Here is a 16,110-nt window from a genome sequence, read left to right as displayed (position 1 = left end):
GACTCGTGGGTGAGTCGGTCGGTCAGGCCGTGATGGGTTCGAAGCGGATGGTCAGGCCGAGGCTGTTGGCTTCTTTGAGCATGCGACGCATGGCGCGTTCGGGGTCGCGGCGGGTGAAGTGGTCGGCACCGAGTTCCCGGTAGTGGGTCTTGTCGTGCAGGACGTGCCAGATGGCGATGGCGAGTTTGTGCATCACGGCGACCAGGGCTCGTTTGCCGCCGCGGCGGGCGGCCAGGCGTCGGAAGAAGACGCCGAGGTAGGAGGTCCTGTTCCTGATTGCGACCATGGCGGCGATTCCGAGCAGCCGTTTGAGGTTGCTGTTGCCAGGGCGGGTGCGGCCGGACCGGCTCACCCCAGCCGACTCGTTCTGGCCCGGGCAGACTCCGATCCAGGAAGCCAGATGGTGCGCGGATGCGAACTGGGTCATGTCGCCGCCTGTCTCGCCAATGATGATCTCAGCTCCCAAACGGCCGATCCTGGGGATAGTGGCGAGGCTCGCCAGGTCCTGCTCGCGGTCGGTCATCAGCCGGGCGATCCGGGCGTCGAAGCCTGCGATGACCTTCTTCCAACGGTCGATCTCGTCCAGGTAGTGGCGGACCATGAAAGCGTGGTGTTCGGTGAACTCGCCGTCCAGTGCCTCGATGAGGGCGGGGATCTTGTTGCGGGCCCGGCCGACCGCCAGGTCGGCCAGGCGCCCGGGGTCGCGCTCGCCGACGATGAGGGCTTCCAAGACTGCCCCGCGTCAACACGGCCGACGCCGTGCCGCCTCCGGGCCGTCCTGGCGGCCGCCGACGCCGCGACGGCGTCGTCTGGCCCTTGGGCTGATGTCCTTCTTGGTGGTCGGCGACTATCGCTGCCGCGCCTTCGGCTTCCGTCCTTTGCGGGCCGGTTGCTCGTGCAGCGCAGGCCACTTTTCGATCGGAGGCCCCTGCAGGGTGCGGGCGGGCACGAGGCGTTCGGGGTCGATGTCGGCGCGGTGAGGTACGGGTACTTCCATCGGCTGCTCCCTTCGTGTCGTGTCACACGAGTCTTCGGCGCGACCCTCAGCGTCTGGGGCCGCCGCCATGGCGTGGCTCAAAGGCCGGTGTTCACCCGAATGGGTGTAGGGGTTTGTGTTTTTGGCGCCGTGTGCGCCAGCGCACCGGCGTCGGCCCTTCGCCTCGGGGAGCGTTCCTTGTGGCCGGTGTGCCTGGACGCCCGTTCGGTCTAAGGGCCTGTCAGGCGGCTTCGCCTTTGATGTGCTTGCGGGTCAGCCGGTACGGATGCGCCGCCTCCGTGGGGATCTCGGGGGTGGGCGGCAGCCAAGGGGGCGCCCGTGCGGGGCTTGATCTTGTTGTGTAAGTGGCTCGTCCGGGTCGGCAGTGCGGTGTCCCGTGCCCGAGAAGGGCTTCGGGCTTGCCGGATCTCTCCGGGTCTCCGCCGAACGCGCCGGCCGCGGTGAGGCCCCCCGCGCGGTTTTCAGTACTCCCGCCACGTCGGAAAGTCGTCGTCCGGGGAGGGCGGGCCGTCGGTGGGTGCCAGGCCGAGTGTGCTGAGCTGCTTGCTCAGCTCGCTCGACGGCCAGAACGCGGGGCCGTCGGCTACGGCCGCTCACGGGATCTGGAAGGCCTTCGCCACCCACGTTGACCAGGGTGATGGTGGTGCCCTGCGGGTCGTTGGGCCCGGCCGTGCCGTCTCTCCACCGCCGCCCGGGTGCGCCCGGATCGGTGGCTGGGGTGGCCGCGTATTCCGCCGGGCCCCTGGTGTGGTCGGTGCTGGGGGAGTGAGGCCTGGCTGCTGGCGCAGGTGGGTTTGGTGCGGTGGATGGGGCGAATTGAGGGGGTGTTGATTCGCGTTGCGGGGGTGGTTGACGGCAGGATGTCGTCTGCCGGGTTGCGGGTTGCTTTTCGAGCACTGCTGTCCGCTGCCCGCATTTCGAGTCCTCTCAGATGGCTAGCTCCTTACTGGGAGTCTTCAATCTGCTACATTGCAATTAGGGAGATGTGATGGCGACAGCGACTGCGGGAAGTGCGGCGGTTCAGCGTCTTCGGCTGCGGACGGAGCTGCGGGAGGCGCGGCTGGCGGCTGACCTGACGCAGCGGCAGGTCGCGGACGAGATGGAGTGGTCGCCGAGCAAGTTGCTCCGGATCGAGGCCGGAGAGGTGGGTATCACCGTCAACGACCTGCGGCTGCTGCTGGCCTTCTACGGCGTCGAGGACCCCGAGCGGGTCAGCGGGTTGCTGGAACTGGCGCGGGGCAGCCGGAAGATGCCGTTCACCGAGTACCGGGACATCTATCACAAGGATTTTCTGGACTTCCTCGCGATGGAGGCGTCTGCCTGGATCAACCGGACCTTCCAGTCGATGGTACTGCCGGGATTGCTGCAGACCGAGGAATACGCCGCTGCGATCATCCGTGCGTACTCGCCACAGGAGTCGGCTGCGCAAGTGGACCGCATGGTCGAGGCGCGGATGTTGCGCCAGGACGTGCTGGACAGCGAGCAGGCGAAGTTCTTCTTCATCCTGGACGAGTCGGTGATCCGCCGTCAGGTCGGCGGGCCGAAGGTGATGCGCGCTCAGCTGCGGCAGCTCGCCGAGTTCGCGGCGCGTCCCCGGATCAACGTGATGATTCTGCCCTTCAGGCTCGGTGCGCACGCGGCCTCGGCGGGCCCCTTCACCCTGTTCGAGTTCAAAGAGGACGTGCCGACGTTCGTCTACCTGGAAAACCCCCGCGGGAACGCAACGGTCAGCACAGCCCCAGAGGATGCCGCCACCTACATCGATCTTTTCCAGGACCTGGAAGCAAGTGTCGTCAAAGAACACGTACCCGAGATCCTGCTGCGCGTGGCCGACGGCATGGGTTCCCCTCAGGCGGACCTGACGCTGCCGGCTGCGTAAACAGCTGCACCCGGCAGCTGGCAGTGCCGACAACCGCATACGCGGACGTCAGCGACGGCCGCAACACCATGACCTTGGGGGTGCCTGTGAGGGAACGAGCCTTAGTTCGCCACCATGCCGTCGCTCACCGTGCCCGCCTGGGCCCGGTGGGCACCGCGGCGTTCGGGCGAAGGGCAGCCTCGGCCGCCGATGGGGGAGACGGCCATGGCATCCCCTGAACGCCGCCCCCGTCGGCAGGCCGCCCCAAACTCAGACACCTGGGTGACCTTCGCCCTGGAAATCACCCGCTCGATCCTGCCCGACCGCTCCCGCACCATTAATGCGATCCTGCTGCTGACCATCCCCCTGGCCGTGGTCACCGCAATTGCTACCACCATCGTCACCGTGCTCGTCCCACACCCGGCCATGGTCCTGGGAGCCCTGCTCAGCAGTGCGGGTGTTGCCCTGACCGCCTGGCTCAGACGCCGCTTGGGCCGGCGCGCGGGGCGACCGCGCCCCGATGCCGTCACAGACGATCCCGGATCCCCTGACCCATCCAGCCCGCAGCTGCCGTAACAGCGGCAGCACCCAACCAGCCGGCCGCTGTCTGTCCGGTCAACCAGGCCAGCCCGGCCGCCACGCCGACCGCCAGGACGCCGCTCACCAACACATACAGGCCCCACCAACCACCTGCTGCCGCACCTGTTGACCGGACCAGGCCAGACCGCGCCATCCGCAAGCCCTTCTCCTCGAACCGCTTACGGGCACTGCCTGTCACATTACCGCGTCCACCCCAGGATGCGAGGCCTGCCGCAACGTGCCCGAAAACCCCGGGCGGTGATCCGCGGCCTCGCTGCTCGTTACGCCCCACGGCTTTTCGGGTAAGGTCCCCACGACATGCGGTGGTTGGCAGCTGGCCTGCCCGACCGGTCTGCCACAACTCGGGCGGGAAACGGCGGAGTGCGCCCTGGCGCAGTCAAGCCCCTGGCAGGCCGGCAGAAACACGGGGCACACGGCACAGGCGGTCAGCCGCAGCTGAGCCTTGCGCACCAGCGCGTGGAGGGGGGCCCATGGACGGGCGGCCATGGCCGTGGCGCAAAGCATCCGCCAGCGACGGACCCGGCGATCAGTGCGTCGAGGTGCAGTGGACCGGCCGCAACGTTCTCGTGCGCGACTCCACCCGGCCCCACGGACCGCACCTGTCCTTTTACCCGGACGCCTGGTCCCACTTCCTCACCACCCTCCATCACCCAGATCACAATTCCTGACCTCCCCAACCCCGTCGACGCCATGAGCGAGCACAGGATGCATCCTTTTGCATCCCGGGGCCTGCAGCCTGGGCGGCCGATGGACAGGGGACATCAGACGAAGCCCGCCTCGCACACGCCACGCTGATCAGCTGTGCGGCCATCCGGGGACCCGTCTCTTTCTCGAGAGGAGATCCGATATCCGGCGCCGCAGCCGCGCGGAACGTTCGACGCGGGCGCGTACCCACCTCGAAGACGGCTGCACTGTAGGGCCAGGCCCTCGAGTCGGTGCGCGCTCTCGTCCAGGCGGCGCCGACCCGGGGGAGAACGCTGTACCGCCACAGCCTGAATCAGCGGGTGTAGTGCTCGATGGCGACCGCGACGCCCACGAGCGCGGCGGAGCCCCGAGGTGGGGCATGATTCAGCCGCCGCCGACAGGGCACGCCGTGCCGTCGTCCAGCGCGTCACCTGCCGGAGCTGAGCCAGCGGTGCAGGGCTTCGTGCACACTGTCGGGCAATGCACTGAGCGCTTCGATCGCCTCCCGGTCTCCTGGAAAGGGGGCGGTCCCAGCCGCGGTCAGCGCCGCGTACAGGTCCAGGCGGCGCAGGTCGCGCGGATCGACGCGGCAGACAATGCGGCCTCCTGGATGGGGCGGCGCCAGCAGGAAGTCATCCGCCGGGGCATGCTCCCACGCTCGATCGGCTGCTGCGGTGAAGGTCTGCATGATCTTGCTCCGTTCTGTGCGTGCTTCCTTTTCACGGTCGCGCCGTCCCCGCGCCTCGAATGGCCTGCGTGCTTCGCTCTCTACGGGGTGTTGCCTACTGGCGCGGCGGGCAGATCGATTCGCCGGCTGACGGCAGCCCTCTGGGGCCCGCTGCAATGATCGGCACCAGGAACAGTCCACTCACGCGTGGTCCCGCGCCGGTCACTCCCCAGGCAGCCGGCGGCCACCGGCTCGGCGCCGGATACGAACTCGTCCCACTCAACCGGGTCATTGCGCATGCCAGGCCAACCCCACACAGCCGAACCAGTTGCGGGTCACCATCACCCGCAGACCAGACCGTAACCGCCAGGGCACTTTGTCCCCGAAGGGGAGCAGATGCGTCTTTCCGGCCTGTCAGTGACCGGCACGCAATTACATCCGTGCTATAGCACCCGGCGCCGCGCTCCTCACAGCGCGACCATTGATACGAGCCGGGCCGGGCTGCTGCCGTAAGAGTCCACTTACGGCGGGCACTTCAAGCGACCGTCCCCCACACCTGATGCAGCTCCAAGCCGACTGGCACGGCACCTACGAGGCCCTGGCCGCGCCCACCCGGCCCGGACCACCGCGCTGCGCCGCCGGCTGCAGTGGCTGTCCGCCCGGCTGCTGTGGCATCCCTACCGGAGCGGGCCGTGGCGCAGGCCGACCGCACGGGCCAAGCTGCGCCACCAGGCCCGCACCTGGCAGGAGCAGCAGTGAACCGGCGCCCGGACCACCTGACCGAGGGGGAAGAGGAGATCCTGCGCTGCGTCCGACGGTGGGTGGATCGAAGACAACGGCGAGGGACCGTCGGTGCGACAGCTCGCCCACGCCGTTGGCTGTCGGGACCGTCCAGGCCGGACGGTGACGGTGTGGCGGACCAGGCTCGTGCCGCTGCGGCGTGCAGCCTGCCGTGGTCGGGCTCATGGTCGGGGCCGCCCAACCGAACTGCGGGTTGGAGGAGATCCTCAGCCCCGTTTTCCGAAGCCGTGCTGCGGCTTCATCCGCGTTCACCCGGCCGGTGCGTCGGGCGGGCCGGTCGGGTGCTGGGGTTTTAGCGTCGTAATGCCTTGCGCTGTGACAGGACCGCAAGGCTCGGGCGGCCCTTGCACGCAGCGCCCTGGGCAGGGGCCGCCGTCCCACCTGCCGTGTGGTGGCCGGAAGGGGAGCCGGCTGGCCCGCGCGATCGGATGCGCGCTTCCCCGGTATCCGTGGCGCAGGCCTCCTTCTGGAAATGGGGTGGGTTGGTCAGTGGCGGCTGACGGGGTTGGCGCATCGGGTGTGGATGCGGCCGGCCCCGGCGGCTGTGCCGGAGGGGCTGACGTGGGCGCCGGGTGTTTCGGCAGGCCGGGACCGGCGGACAGGGGGTCGGCGTAGGGCCGACACCGCTCATATCCCAAGGTCTCCCGTTCATCGGAAGAACTCGACAGGCCTCCGGAGGAAGGAGCCGTGGGGGTAGTGGGCCCGCCGCCGGTGATCGGGGAGTGGCCGTGTGCGGCCAGCACCGCCGGGGCATCCGAATGGCCCGCATTCTCGTCTCGTATGAGAGCTGACGGCCGTTCCCCCGTCTGTGCTCAATCGGGTCCGTCGTACTGGAGTCGAACACTGCAGGAGAGGGCCGTGCACGATGACCGCGTGGCGGGGCCTGGGGGACGGACCGTGGCGGTGACCGGCGGGACCAGAGCGATCGGCGCCGCGATCGGCGGCGCCGCTTCCCGTTCGCCGTGGCTGTGTCTGCAGGGCCTTGATGTGACGGTGCGCCAGTGACATGAAGCGGTGGCCGGCGAGAGCCCGCCGCTCGCGCGGGTGATGAACGCGAACTTCACTTTATAGGGCCGGTCGAGGGGCTACGAAGATCCGGCTCGAGCTTTCGTAGGGGCGAGCGACGAAGTAGGAGACCAGAGTGGCGCCCACTCCGTTGAGGGCCAGTTCGAGCGCCGCCGTCTCAGCCCGGTACCCCTGCCGCCCGCACGGCTGGCCTCCCGGCACCACGACCTCCTGGACCGGATCCGCCAGGGCAACGGCGCCCAAGCCGATCCCTGAACCCAGCAGCCGGCAGCCGTTCTTCGCGCCCCGGGAAGGTATGGCTGCATCTTCCGCCGGATACGGCACCGGCCGGTGAGGTCAACGGCGCGGCCGTGCGTGCCGAGATGGTGGCGGCGTGCACCGCGTGCGACCCGAACTGCTGTGCATAGACGATGAGTTACACGGTTCTTCTTTGAGAGGCAGCGGGAGGGTAGGCAGGTCGTGGGGCATCGCCCCAGTTGCGCCGTGCCGACCGTCAGGGCCACCGCGCCGCCCTCCGCCAGGCCGTCGAAGCCGGCCCGTGGGCTGGGTCCTGGCTTACGGGCCAGTGACGAGACTGGCGCTGTACGTCCCCTACCGACCGGGACCTGGTGACCGGTGTTCTTCTGGCAGAGGTCCAGGCGATGGCACCGCGTGGCTAGTACGGGCCGCATCGGTTGGCCTGTGTCCGGAAGTCGGTGTTGATGGTGTGTGAGGCGACCGCGGTCCGCAGTGGCGCCGCCGGTTGGCGCCTCAAGTGGTCCTGTAGTGCCAGCTCTCCATGCCGGGCTCCTGCCCGGCTTCAAAGAGATGAACATCAGGGGTTGTTTTCATCATCATGAAGGTCTTCAATATGTCGCAGGACAGCTTCCCCCAGGGACAGGTGGAGACCGTGCACGACACCGACGCACCGATGCCGGACGGCCGGCCGGACCTCGATGTGATGGTTGCCACGGTTGGCCTGCAGATCAAGGCCCTGCGTAAGCAGGCGGACCTGACCCTGGACGAGCTCAGCCGCCGCTCCGGCATCAGCACCGGACTGATCAGCCAGGTCGAGCGAGGGAAGGGCAACCCGTCCTTCGCCAGCCTGGTGCAGATCGCCCACGGTCTGGACGTGCCGATCGGACGGCTGTTGCACCTTGCCGATCAGGTCAGCCCGGTGGTCCGTGCCCACGAGCGCCGCAGCCTGGACTTCCACGGCTCGGGCGCGGAGGACGGCGACCGTTTCGAACTGCTCACTCCATCGCTCAACGGCGCTCTGGAGGTCCTCTGGGTGGTCACCCAGCCAGGCCACGACACCAGCGCTACCGCGTTCTGTCACAACGGCGAGGAGTTCGGCATCGTGCTTTCCGGTGTGAAGGACGTCTATCTCGACGGCGTCCGTCACCGGCTCGAAGCGGGTGACTCCATCACCTACTCCTCCAGCATTCCGCACTGGTACGTCAACCCCGGTGACGAGCCCGCCACCTCGATCTGGGTAATCACTCCGCCCAGCTGGTAGGCGCAGGCCTCGCGCCGCCCCTTCCCCAACGCCCCGGCCTCAGGCCCGGGCGCCGGTACCGCACGGCCTCGTCCCGTGCGCTTCCCTACGAGGTGCCCCCATGGCATCACTCATCGGCAGAGCCCCTGTCGCCACCGGAAACTCCCTCTCCCACCGCCGCGCCCTGCTGGCCCTGGGCGGCGGAAACGCCGTCGAGTGGTACGACTGGATGGTCTACGGGCTACTGGCTTCCTACATCGGTCCGCTCTACTTCCCGTCCGGCAGTTCCGTCTCCGAGACCATGTCTGCGCTGGCCGTCTTCGCGGTCGGCTTCGCCGCCCGGCCGCTCGGCGCGATCATCTTCGGCACTCTGGCCGACCGCATAGGCCGACGCGCCATCATGCTCTTCTCCATCGGCTCGATGGTGCTCAGCAGCGTGGTCATCGCCCTGCTGCCCAGCCATGCGAGCATCGGCGTCTGGGCCGGCGTCATCCTGCTGGCCAGTCGCATCCTGCAGGGACTCTCCACCGGCATCGAGGCCCCGCTCAACTCTGCGTACATCGTGGAACTGGCGCCCGAGGGCAGGACCGCCCGGTTCGGCAGCATCATCAGCATCTATGTGCAGGTCGGCATCGTCGGCGCCTCGCTGGTCTGCTTCCTGACCGCCTCGGTGGTCGCTCCCGACGCCATGGCCTCCTGGGGCTGGCGCATCCCGTTCGCGGTCGGCGCCGTCGGTGGACTGGTCTTCCTCTGGCTGCGCCGCGCCCTGCCGGAGACTCTGCACACCGCGGGTGAAAGGCAGGCCGAGCCGGCCCGGGTGGGCCAGGTCTGGGCCGAGGTCTGGCGGCACCGGCTGGCGCTCGTGGCGATCGTCTTCGTCGTGGCCGGCGCCCAGGCGCTGCAATACACCTGGACCACCGGGCTGCCCAACCTGGCCCGCTCCGCATACCACGAGAACCCGGACACCGTCTTCCTGGTCTCCACCCTCGCCGGGATTTGCGTCGCCGCTCTCTACCCGCTCGTCGGCCGGCTCGCCGACCGCAAGCGGATCTCCCGCACCTTCATTGCCTCCCGGCTCGCCGTGGTTCCGCTGATCTTCATCGTGCTCGCCTACCAGCGGCCTGGCATGGCGACGTTCACCGTGGTGATGCTGGTCGGCGCCCCGGTGCTCGCCTTCACCATGGGCCTGTACAACACCGTCGCCGCCACCTTGATGCCGACCAGTTGCCGGGTCACCGGCGTCGGTCTCGGCTACGCGATCGGCGTGGCCGGCTTCGGCGGCACCGCCCCCTATCTCCTGCTGTGGCTCCAGGACCTCGGCGCCGGCTGGGCGTTCCCCGTCTACGGGGCGGTCCTCTGCCTGCTCAGCGTCCTGCTCTACGTGCTTGTCTTCCGCCGCGGCGCCGTCCGCGTCGGGAGCTGAAAGGAAGTCAGATGCCCCAGACCGTCTCTCTCGACGCCATCGAGGCACCCGTGGTCCAGCGGTCCGACGTGATCGTGGTCGGCGGCGGACCGGCGGGGGTCAGCGCGGCCGTAGCCGCCGCCCGCACCGGGGCCAGCGTGACCCTGCTGGAGCGCTACTCGGCCCTCGGCGGCCTGGCTTCCGGCGGCATGGTCCTGGTCCTCGACGACATGATCAACGGGAACGAGATCACCGTCACCGGTATCGTCGACGAGTACGTCGAGCGGATGTCCAAGCTCGGCCTCGCCGTCTACCCGCCGGCCGAGGACCGCTACTCCTCGCCCGAGATGTGGGCCAAGTGGGGCCGCTGGGGCGCCTTCGACTTCCACTCCCACACCAACCCCAAGCCGATCTGCTACGCCGTCGCCTTCGATCCCGACGGCTGGAAGCGGGTCTCCAACGACCTGGTCCGCGAGAGCGGGGTCAATCTTCGACTGCACAGCTGGTTCTCCCGGCCGGTGGTCCAGGACGGCGCGGTCAAGGGCGTGGTCTGCGAGACCAAGTCCGGTCCGCAGGCGGTGATGGGCGACGTGGTGATCGACACCACCGGCGACATCGACGTGGCCTCCCGGGCCGGCGCCTCGTACGCCCAGGACAGCTATCTGGTCACCCTGGTCTTCCGGCTCGGCGGGGTGGACACCGCGGCCGCCGAGCGTTTCGAGCAGGAGAACCCGCGTGAGGCCCGGGCCATCAACCGCAAGATCAAGCGGATGCTGGGCGGCGCCTGGGAGTTGTGGTGGCTCAAGACGCCCGTTCCCGGCGTGGTCTGGTGCAACTGCCCGCACATGACCGGCTTCGACGGCACCGACCCGGTCTCGCTCACCGAGGCCGAGTTCGAGGCCCGGGCCCGGATCGGTGCCGTCCTCGACCACATCAAGTCCGACCTGCCCGGCTTCGAGAACGCCTATCTGCTCGACGTCGCCGAGCAGATGGGAGTCCGTCAGACCCGGCTGCTGCAGGGCGAGTACGTGGTCACCAAGGACGACGTCACCTCCCGCCGACACTTCGCCGACAGCGTCGCCCGCGGCCGCGACTACTACACCCCGTACCGCGCGCTGCTGCCGCGCGGCGTCGACCAGCTGCTGGTCGCCGGCCGGCACTACTCGGCCACCCCCGAGGCACAGCGGATGTCCCGCGAGATCCCGCCCTGCATGGCCATGGGCCAGGCGGCCGGCATCGCCGCCGCCACCGCAGTGGAGCAGAGCGTGCTGGTCCGGGACGTCGACCCGGCCGTTATCCAGCGCCGGATGCGCGAACAGGGCGCCGACCCCGGTGACGTCCCCGCAGAGAACGCGACCGTCGACCAGCTTGAGGAGGCCGTGGCATGACCACCGCCGCACAGCCGCTGAGCGGCGTCACCGTCATCGACTTCACCCAAGTCTTCATGGGCCCGTCCTGCACCCAGATGCTGGGCGACTACGGCGCCGACGTGATCAAGGTGGAGCGGCCCGGCACCGGCGACATCTCCCGCACCTCGATCCCGGACCCGGCCGGCCTGGACAACCCCATCTTCCTGTCGATCAACCGCAACAAGCGGAGCATCTCCATCGACACCCGCACCGAGGAGGGCCGACAGGCCGTCCAGGAACTGGTGCGCTCCGCCGACGTCGTGGTGAGCAACTTCCGGGCCGGCGTGATGGAGCGGCTCGGCCTCGGCTACGAGGCGCTGCGCGCCGTCAACCCCCAGATCATCTGGGCCTCCGGCACCGGCTTCGGCACCGAGGGCCCGTACGCCCACAAGGGCGGACAGGACGCCATCGCCCAGGCATACAGCGGAGTGATGTGGCGCCGGGTCTCCGATGACGACCCCGTCACCCTCTACCCGACCACACTCTGCGACTACACCACCGGAATGCACCTGCTCCAGGGCATCCTGCTGGCCCTGCTGCACCGCGACCGCACCGGCGAGGGGCAAAAGGTCGAGGTGTCGATGTACGACTCGATGCTCCACATGCAGATGCAGGAGGCCTGCCAGCAGCTCAACCGCGGCTCCGAGATCAACTGGGCCGCGATGCCACTCACCGGCGTGTTCCCCACCACCGACGGCGCGCTGATCATGGTCGGCGGCTTCAAGACCAACCCGCTGCACCACATCAGCCGCGCCCTGGAACTCGACGAAGACCTGGGCGAGCGCCCCGAGTTCGCCACCCTGGACCTGCAGTTCGCGCACCGTCCCGAGCTGCAGCGGATCTTCGCCGAGGCGGTGGCACGCAACACCACCGACTACTGGGTCAAGCGGCTCGAGGACGAGGACATCCTCTGCGCCCCGGTGCGCAGTCTGGAGCAGACCCTCGACGACGAGCAGACCGCGGTCAACAAGATGATCGTCGAGATGGACCACCCGGTCGCCGGCCGGATCCGCGCCCTCAACACGCCGCTCCACCTCTCCGCCGCCCCCGCCGAGGTCCGCCGGGTCCCTCCGCGGCTCGGCGAGCACGGCGCCGAGGTGCTCGGTGAACTCGGCTACACCGCCGAGCAGATCGAGCTGCTTCGCGAGAAGGGGGTGCTGCGATGACCGACGAGGTCCGCTACGTACGGGACGGGCACATCGCCCGGGTCACCATCGACCGCCCCGCCGTACTCAACGCGGTGGACGTCAAGACCAACGCCCGGCTCAACGAGATCTGGGCCGACATCGAGGCCGACCCCGAGGTGCGGGTGGTCGTCGTCACCGGCGCCGGACAGCGGTCGTTCTGCGTGGGCGCCGACATGTCCGCCGACGCGGTGGACAAGACCGGCCTGGAGTACTGGGCCGGCCTCGACCCCAACGGCTTCGGCGGGCTGAGCCTGCGCACCACCCTGGACGTCCCGGTGATCGCCCGGGTCAACGGCTATGCGCTGGGCGGCGGCATGGAGATGGTCCTCGGCTGCGACATCGTCGTCGCCGCCGACCACGCTCAGTTCGGCCTCACGGAACCCCGGGTCGGCCGGATCCCGCTGGACGGCGGCGTCTTCCAGCTGGTCCGCCGGCTGCCGCACACCCAAGCCATGGGGCTGCTGCTTACCGGCCGCCGCGCCTTTGCAGCCGAGCTGCACCGGATGGGCCTGGTCAACGAGGTGGTCCCGGCCCAGCAGCTGGACGAGGCCGTCGACCGCTGGGTCGCCGACATCCTCGCCTGCGCCCCCACCTCGCTGCGCGCCATCAAGCAGATGGTCCAACGCGGGGGCCAGCTGTCGCCGCAGGACGCCCACAAGCTGCGCACCCCGGCGCTGATGGCGGCGCTGGACAGCGAAGACGCCAAGGAGGGCGTGCTCGCCTTCCAGCAGAAGCGGCCACCGCTCTGGCCCGGACGATGAGGGGAGCCCACTGATGCCCGAAAAGCTTGCCCCCGGAGTGTGGGGTGTACTCGCCACGCCCTTCCTCGGCTCCGCCTTGGAGGTGGACGAGCCCAGCCTGGTCCGGCTGGTGGAGCACTACGAGCGGATCGGCACCACCGGTCTGACCGTGCTCGGAGTCTTCGGCGAGGCCGCCCGGCTCTCCACCGAGGAGCGCCGCACGGTGCTGGAGGCGGTGACCGACACCGTCGACCTACCGCTGGTCGTCGGGGTCACCGGACTGGCCACCGCACCGGTGCTGGAGGAGGCCCGGCTCGTCCGCGAGGTGGTCGGGGACCGCCTCGCCGGACTGATGGTGCAGGTCAACTCGCCTGATCCGCAGGTGGTCGCGGCCCACCTCAACGCGGTACACGACGCCACCGGCGCCGGGATCGTCGTCCAGGACTACCCGGCCACCAGCCGGGTCGCCATCCGCACCGCCGACTTGGTCCGCGCCGTCCACGCGGTCCCCTCGGCGGTCGCGGTGAAGGCCGAGGCCCCGCCCACCCCGGCAGCCATCGCCAGGCTCACCGCCGAACTGGACATCCCGGTCTTCGGCGGCCTGGGCGGCCTGGGCCTGCTCGACGAACTGGCGGCCGGCGCCGCCGGAGCGATGACCGGCTTCTCCTGCCCCGAGGGCCTGATCACCTGCGTCCAGGCTTGGCGAAGCGGCGGCCACGACGCGGCCCGGGAGGCCTACCTGCCGTACCTGCCACTGGTCAACTTCGAGGCACAGGCCGGGATCGGGCTGGCGCTGCGCAAGGAGGCCATCCGGCGCCGTGGCCTGATCATGGAGTCGGGGGTGCGGCCACCCGCCGCGCAGCTGCCCGAGGCCCTGGTCCCGCAGCTGGAACGGCACCTCGCCGCGCTGCCCAAGGAGGTGCACTGATGGACCTCGGCATCCGCGGCCGGGTCGCCGTGGTCGCCGCCTCCACTGGCGGCCTGGGCCGGGCGGTGGCCGAAGCGCTGGCCGCCGAAGGCGCCTCGGTCGTAGTAGCCGGGCGGCGCGGCGACCTCGCCAAGGAGATCGCCGCCGGACTGCCGGACGCGATCGGCGTCCAGGTCGACCTCACCGTCCCGGACGGGCCGCAGGCGCTGGTCGAGGCGGCCCGCGAGGCCTACGGCGATCCCGACATCCTGGTCCTCAACGGACCCGGCCCACAGCCCGGCACCGCCGCCGGCCTGGACACTGGCGACCTCGCCGCGGCCGTGGACTCACTGCTGCTGGCTCAGCAGCGGCTGGTGGCGCTGACCCTGCCGGCGATGCGCCAGCGCGGCTGGGGCCGCATCCTGGCCGTCGGCTCCAGCGGGATTGCCGAGCCGCTGCCCGGGCTGGTCCTGTCCAACGCCGGACGGGCCGCCCTTGCCGCGTACCTGAAGACCCTCGCTGCCGAGGTGGCGGCCGACGGAGTCACCGTCAACCTGCTGCTGCCCGGCCGGATCGCCACCGATCGGGTGGCGGCACTGGACGCCGCGCGGGCCGAACGCGAACAGTGCCCCGTCGCCGAGGTCGAGGCCGCCTCGCAGGCTGCGATCCCCGCCGGACGGTACGGCACTCCCGCCGAGTTCGGCGCGGCCGCTGCCTTCCTCTGTGGCGCCCCCGCCTCATACGTCACCGGAATCGCGCTGCGCTGCGACGGCGGCCTGGTCCGCAGCCTGTGAACTCCCCACTTCCCAAGGAACCATAGCCATGAGCACTGTGCAGATCCCCAACCTCATCGCCGGTGAGGAGATCGCCGGCGACGGCCTCGAGCGGTACAACCCGGCGAACCCGGCCGAACTGGTCGCCGTGGCCCCGGCCTCCGGCGCCGAGGCCGTCGACGCGGCCGTGGCAGCCGCCGCCAAGGCCCAGCTGGGATGGGCGGCACTGCCCGCCCCGGCGCGCGGCGCGATCCTGCTGGACGCTGCCGAGATCCTGCGCGGCCGCCACGAGGAGGCCGCCCGCGACCTGGTCCGGGAGGAGGGCAAAACGCTGACCGAGGCCCGCGGCGAGGTCCGGCGGGCCATCGACGTACTGCGCTTCTTCGGCTCCGAGGGCTGGCGGCTCGGCGGGCAGGTGCTGCCCAGTTCGCTCCCAGACACCATGGTCCACACCCGCCGGGAGCCGGTCGGGGTCGTGGGGCTGATCACCCCATGGAACTTCCCGATCGCCATCCCCGCCTGGAAGCTGGCGCCGGCGCTGATCGGCGGCAACGCGGTGGTACTCAAGCCCGCAGAGCTCACCCCGCTCTCCACCCGCCACCTCACCGAGGCCCTGCTCCGGGCCGGGCTGCCCGCCGGGGTGCTCAACGTGGTGCACGGCTCCGGCGCGGTGGTCGGCGAGGCCCTGGTCCGCGACCCCAGGGTGGCGGCGGTCTCCTTCACCGGCTCCACCCGGGTCGGCATGCACATCGAGCGCGTGGTGCAGGAGCGCCGCGGCCGGGTGCAGGTGGAGATGGGCGGCAAGAACGCCCTGGTGGTACTGGACGACGCCGACGTCGAACAGGCCGCGCGGATCGCCGCAGCAGGCGGCTTCGGCCTCACCGGCCAGGCCTGCACCGCCTCCTCCCGGGTCATCTGCACCCCGGGTGTGTACGACGAATTCGTCGCCGCGCTCGCCAAGGAGGCGGCCCGCTACCGCCCCGGCGACGGACTGGCCGAGGGCACCCTGATGGGCCCGGTGGTGAGCGCGCAGCAACTCGCTACGGTGACCGCCGCCATCGAGCAGGCCAGGGCTGAGGGCGCGACCGTCGCCGCGGGCGGCGAGGCCCCCGAGGGGCTGATGCTCGCCCCGACCGTGCTCTCCGGCCTGGGCCAGGAGAGCGCCGCGGCCCGGCAGGAGATCTTCGGCCCGGTGGTCGCGGTACTGTCCGCGGCGGACCTGGACGAAGCGATCAACCTGGTCAACGACTCCCGCTACGGCCTGGCCGCGGGTATCTGCACGCGCAGCCTGGCCGCCGCCCAGCGCTTCGCCGCGGCCGTCCGCGTAGGCGTAGTCAAGGTCAACCGCCCGACCACCGGCCTGGATCTCAACGTCCCGTTCGGCGGCGTCGGCGACTCCTCCAGTAACACCTTCCGCGAGCAGGGCGCGGTCGCGGTGGACTTCTACACCTGGTCCAAGTCGGTCTACCTCGGCTGGGAGAGCTAGTGCCAAGGCCGTGAAGTTTGCGGCTGGGGCATGTCGTCAAGTGCCTGCGGCCGCAAGGATTTCGATGCTGGTGGTGGCTTTGTAGCTGGTGCGGTC

13 protein-coding genes are annotated in these 16,110 nt (G+C 70.0%); 11 read left to right on the top strand and 2 right to left on the bottom strand.

Going from position 1 to position 16,110, the window contains the following annotated elements; translation table 11 throughout:
- Window positions 1-22 precede the first annotated feature (22 nt).
- Window positions 23-730 (bottom strand): transposase, encoded by a 708-nt coding sequence (locus tag ACWC91_RS31450; RefSeq protein ID WP_450643855.1) that lies wholly within the window; start codon window positions 728-730, stop codon window positions 23-25.
- A gap of 1,255 nt (window positions 731-1,985) precedes the next feature.
- On the opposite strand from ACWC91_RS31450, the gene ACWC91_RS31445 reads away from it, so the two are divergent.
- From ACWC91_RS31445 to ACWC91_RS31435, 3 genes are all read left to right on the top strand, one after another.
- The gene (locus tag ACWC91_RS31445) at window positions 1,986-2,876 is read left to right on the top strand and encodes a helix-turn-helix domain-containing protein (RefSeq protein WP_450643856.1); all 891 of its coding nucleotides are present in this window, start codon (window positions 1,986-1,988) and stop codon (window positions 2,874-2,876) included.
- 261 nt (window positions 2,877-3,137) lie between these two features.
- Window positions 3,138-3,431 carry a hypothetical protein gene (locus tag ACWC91_RS31440; RefSeq protein WP_450643857.1) on the top strand — a complete coding sequence of 98 codons (294 nt, stop codon included), beginning with the start codon at window positions 3,138-3,140 and terminating at the stop codon, window positions 3,429-3,431.
- A gap of 494 nt (window positions 3,432-3,925) precedes the next feature.
- Complete coding sequence (locus tag ACWC91_RS31435; protein WP_450643858.1) at window positions 3,926-4,123, top strand: DUF397 domain-containing protein; 198 nt, start codon at window positions 3,926-3,928, stop codon at window positions 4,121-4,123.
- A gap of 443 nt (window positions 4,124-4,566) precedes the next feature.
- Here the strand turns inward: ACWC91_RS31435 and ACWC91_RS31430 are convergent, their stop codons facing one another.
- Window positions 4,567-4,827 carry a hypothetical protein gene (locus ACWC91_RS31430; RefSeq protein WP_450643859.1) on the bottom strand — a complete coding sequence of 87 codons (261 nt, stop codon included), beginning with the start codon at window positions 4,825-4,827 and terminating at the stop codon, window positions 4,567-4,569.
- 2,641 nt (window positions 4,828-7,468) lie between these two features.
- Here ACWC91_RS31430 and ACWC91_RS31425 point away from each other — a divergent pair.
- The 8 genes from ACWC91_RS31425 to ACWC91_RS31390 all read left to right on the top strand — a co-directional run bounded on the left by ACWC91_RS31425 (window position 7,469) and on the right by ACWC91_RS31390 (window position 16,014).
- Window positions 7,469-8,131 (top strand): helix-turn-helix domain-containing protein, encoded by a 663-nt coding sequence (locus ACWC91_RS31425; protein ID WP_225079755.1) that lies wholly within the window; start codon window positions 7,469-7,471, stop codon window positions 8,129-8,131.
- Between the two features lie 100 nt (window positions 8,132-8,231).
- Window positions 8,232-9,533, top strand: a complete 1,302-nt coding sequence (locus tag ACWC91_RS31420; protein WP_450643860.1) for an MFS transporter — start codon at window positions 8,232-8,234, stop codon at window positions 9,531-9,533.
- An 11-nt stretch (window positions 9,534-9,544) separates the two neighbouring features.
- Window positions 9,545-10,900, top strand: coding sequence for an FAD-dependent oxidoreductase (locus tag ACWC91_RS31415; protein WP_450643861.1), 1,356 nt, complete (start codon window positions 9,545-9,547; stop codon window positions 10,898-10,900).
- On the top strand, window positions 10,897-12,087 hold the full coding sequence (locus ACWC91_RS31410) for a CaiB/BaiF CoA transferase family protein (RefSeq protein WP_225079757.1): 1,191 nt from the start codon (window positions 10,897-10,899) through the stop codon (window positions 12,085-12,087). The genes ACWC91_RS31415 and ACWC91_RS31410 overlap by 4 nt, the downstream gene beginning before the upstream one ends.
- On the top strand, window positions 12,084-12,869 hold the full coding sequence (locus ACWC91_RS31405; RefSeq protein ID WP_225079758.1) for an enoyl-CoA hydratase-related protein: 786 nt from the start codon (window positions 12,084-12,086) through the stop codon (window positions 12,867-12,869). Before ACWC91_RS31410 ends, ACWC91_RS31405 begins: the two co-directional genes overlap by 4 nt.
- A 13-nt stretch (window positions 12,870-12,882) precedes the next feature.
- On the top strand, window positions 12,883-13,776 hold the full coding sequence (locus tag ACWC91_RS31400; RefSeq protein ID WP_450643862.1) for a dihydrodipicolinate synthase family protein: 894 nt from the start codon (window positions 12,883-12,885) through the stop codon (window positions 13,774-13,776).
- The gene (locus ACWC91_RS31395; RefSeq protein WP_450643863.1) at window positions 13,776-14,549 is read left to right on the top strand and encodes an SDR family oxidoreductase; all 774 of its coding nucleotides are present in this window, start codon (window positions 13,776-13,778) and stop codon (window positions 14,547-14,549) included. The genes ACWC91_RS31400 and ACWC91_RS31395 overlap by 1 nt, the downstream gene beginning before the upstream one ends.
- 28 nt (window positions 14,550-14,577) lie before the next feature.
- A complete protein-coding gene (locus ACWC91_RS31390; protein ID WP_225079761.1) occupies window positions 14,578-16,014 on the top strand; it encodes an aldehyde dehydrogenase family protein in 1,437 nt (478 codons plus the stop codon).
- The last annotated feature ends 96 nt before the right edge of the window (window positions 16,015-16,110 follow it).

Source organism: Streptomyces sp. NPDC001204 (assembly GCF_053598035.1).
This window is presented reverse-complemented; position numbering and strand designations above follow the sequence as displayed.

Bases quoted from the DNA above. Each gene is read 5' to 3' on its own strand.
- ACWC91_RS31445 (WP_450643856.1), top strand. From the start codon at position 1,986: ATGGCGACAGCGACTGCGGGAAGTGCGGCGGTTCAGCGTCTTCGGCTG.
- ACWC91_RS31435 (WP_450643858.1), top strand. From the start codon at position 3,926: ATGGACGGGCGGCCATGGCCGTGGCGCAAAGCATCCGCCAGCGACGGA.
- ACWC91_RS31430 (WP_450643859.1), bottom strand. From the start codon at position 4,827: ATGCAGACCTTCACCGCAGCAGCCGATCGAGCGTGGGAGCATGCCCCG.
- ACWC91_RS31425 (WP_225079755.1), top strand. From the start codon at position 7,469: ATGAAGGTCTTCAATATGTCGCAGGACAGCTTCCCCCAGGGACAGGTG.
- ACWC91_RS31420 (WP_450643860.1), top strand. From the start codon at position 8,232: ATGGCATCACTCATCGGCAGAGCCCCTGTCGCCACCGGAAACTCCCTC.
- ACWC91_RS31415 (WP_450643861.1), top strand. From the start codon at position 9,545: ATGCCCCAGACCGTCTCTCTCGACGCCATCGAGGCACCCGTGGTCCAG.
- ACWC91_RS31410 (WP_225079757.1), top strand. From the start codon at position 10,897: ATGACCACCGCCGCACAGCCGCTGAGCGGCGTCACCGTCATCGACTTC.
- ACWC91_RS31405 (WP_225079758.1), top strand. From the start codon at position 12,084: ATGACCGACGAGGTCCGCTACGTACGGGACGGGCACATCGCCCGGGTC.
- ACWC91_RS31400 (WP_450643862.1), top strand. From the start codon at position 12,883: ATGCCCGAAAAGCTTGCCCCCGGAGTGTGGGGTGTACTCGCCACGCCC.
- ACWC91_RS31395 (WP_450643863.1), top strand. From the start codon at position 13,776: ATGGACCTCGGCATCCGCGGCCGGGTCGCCGTGGTCGCCGCCTCCACT.
- ACWC91_RS31390 (WP_225079761.1), top strand. From the start codon at position 14,578: ATGAGCACTGTGCAGATCCCCAACCTCATCGCCGGTGAGGAGATCGCC.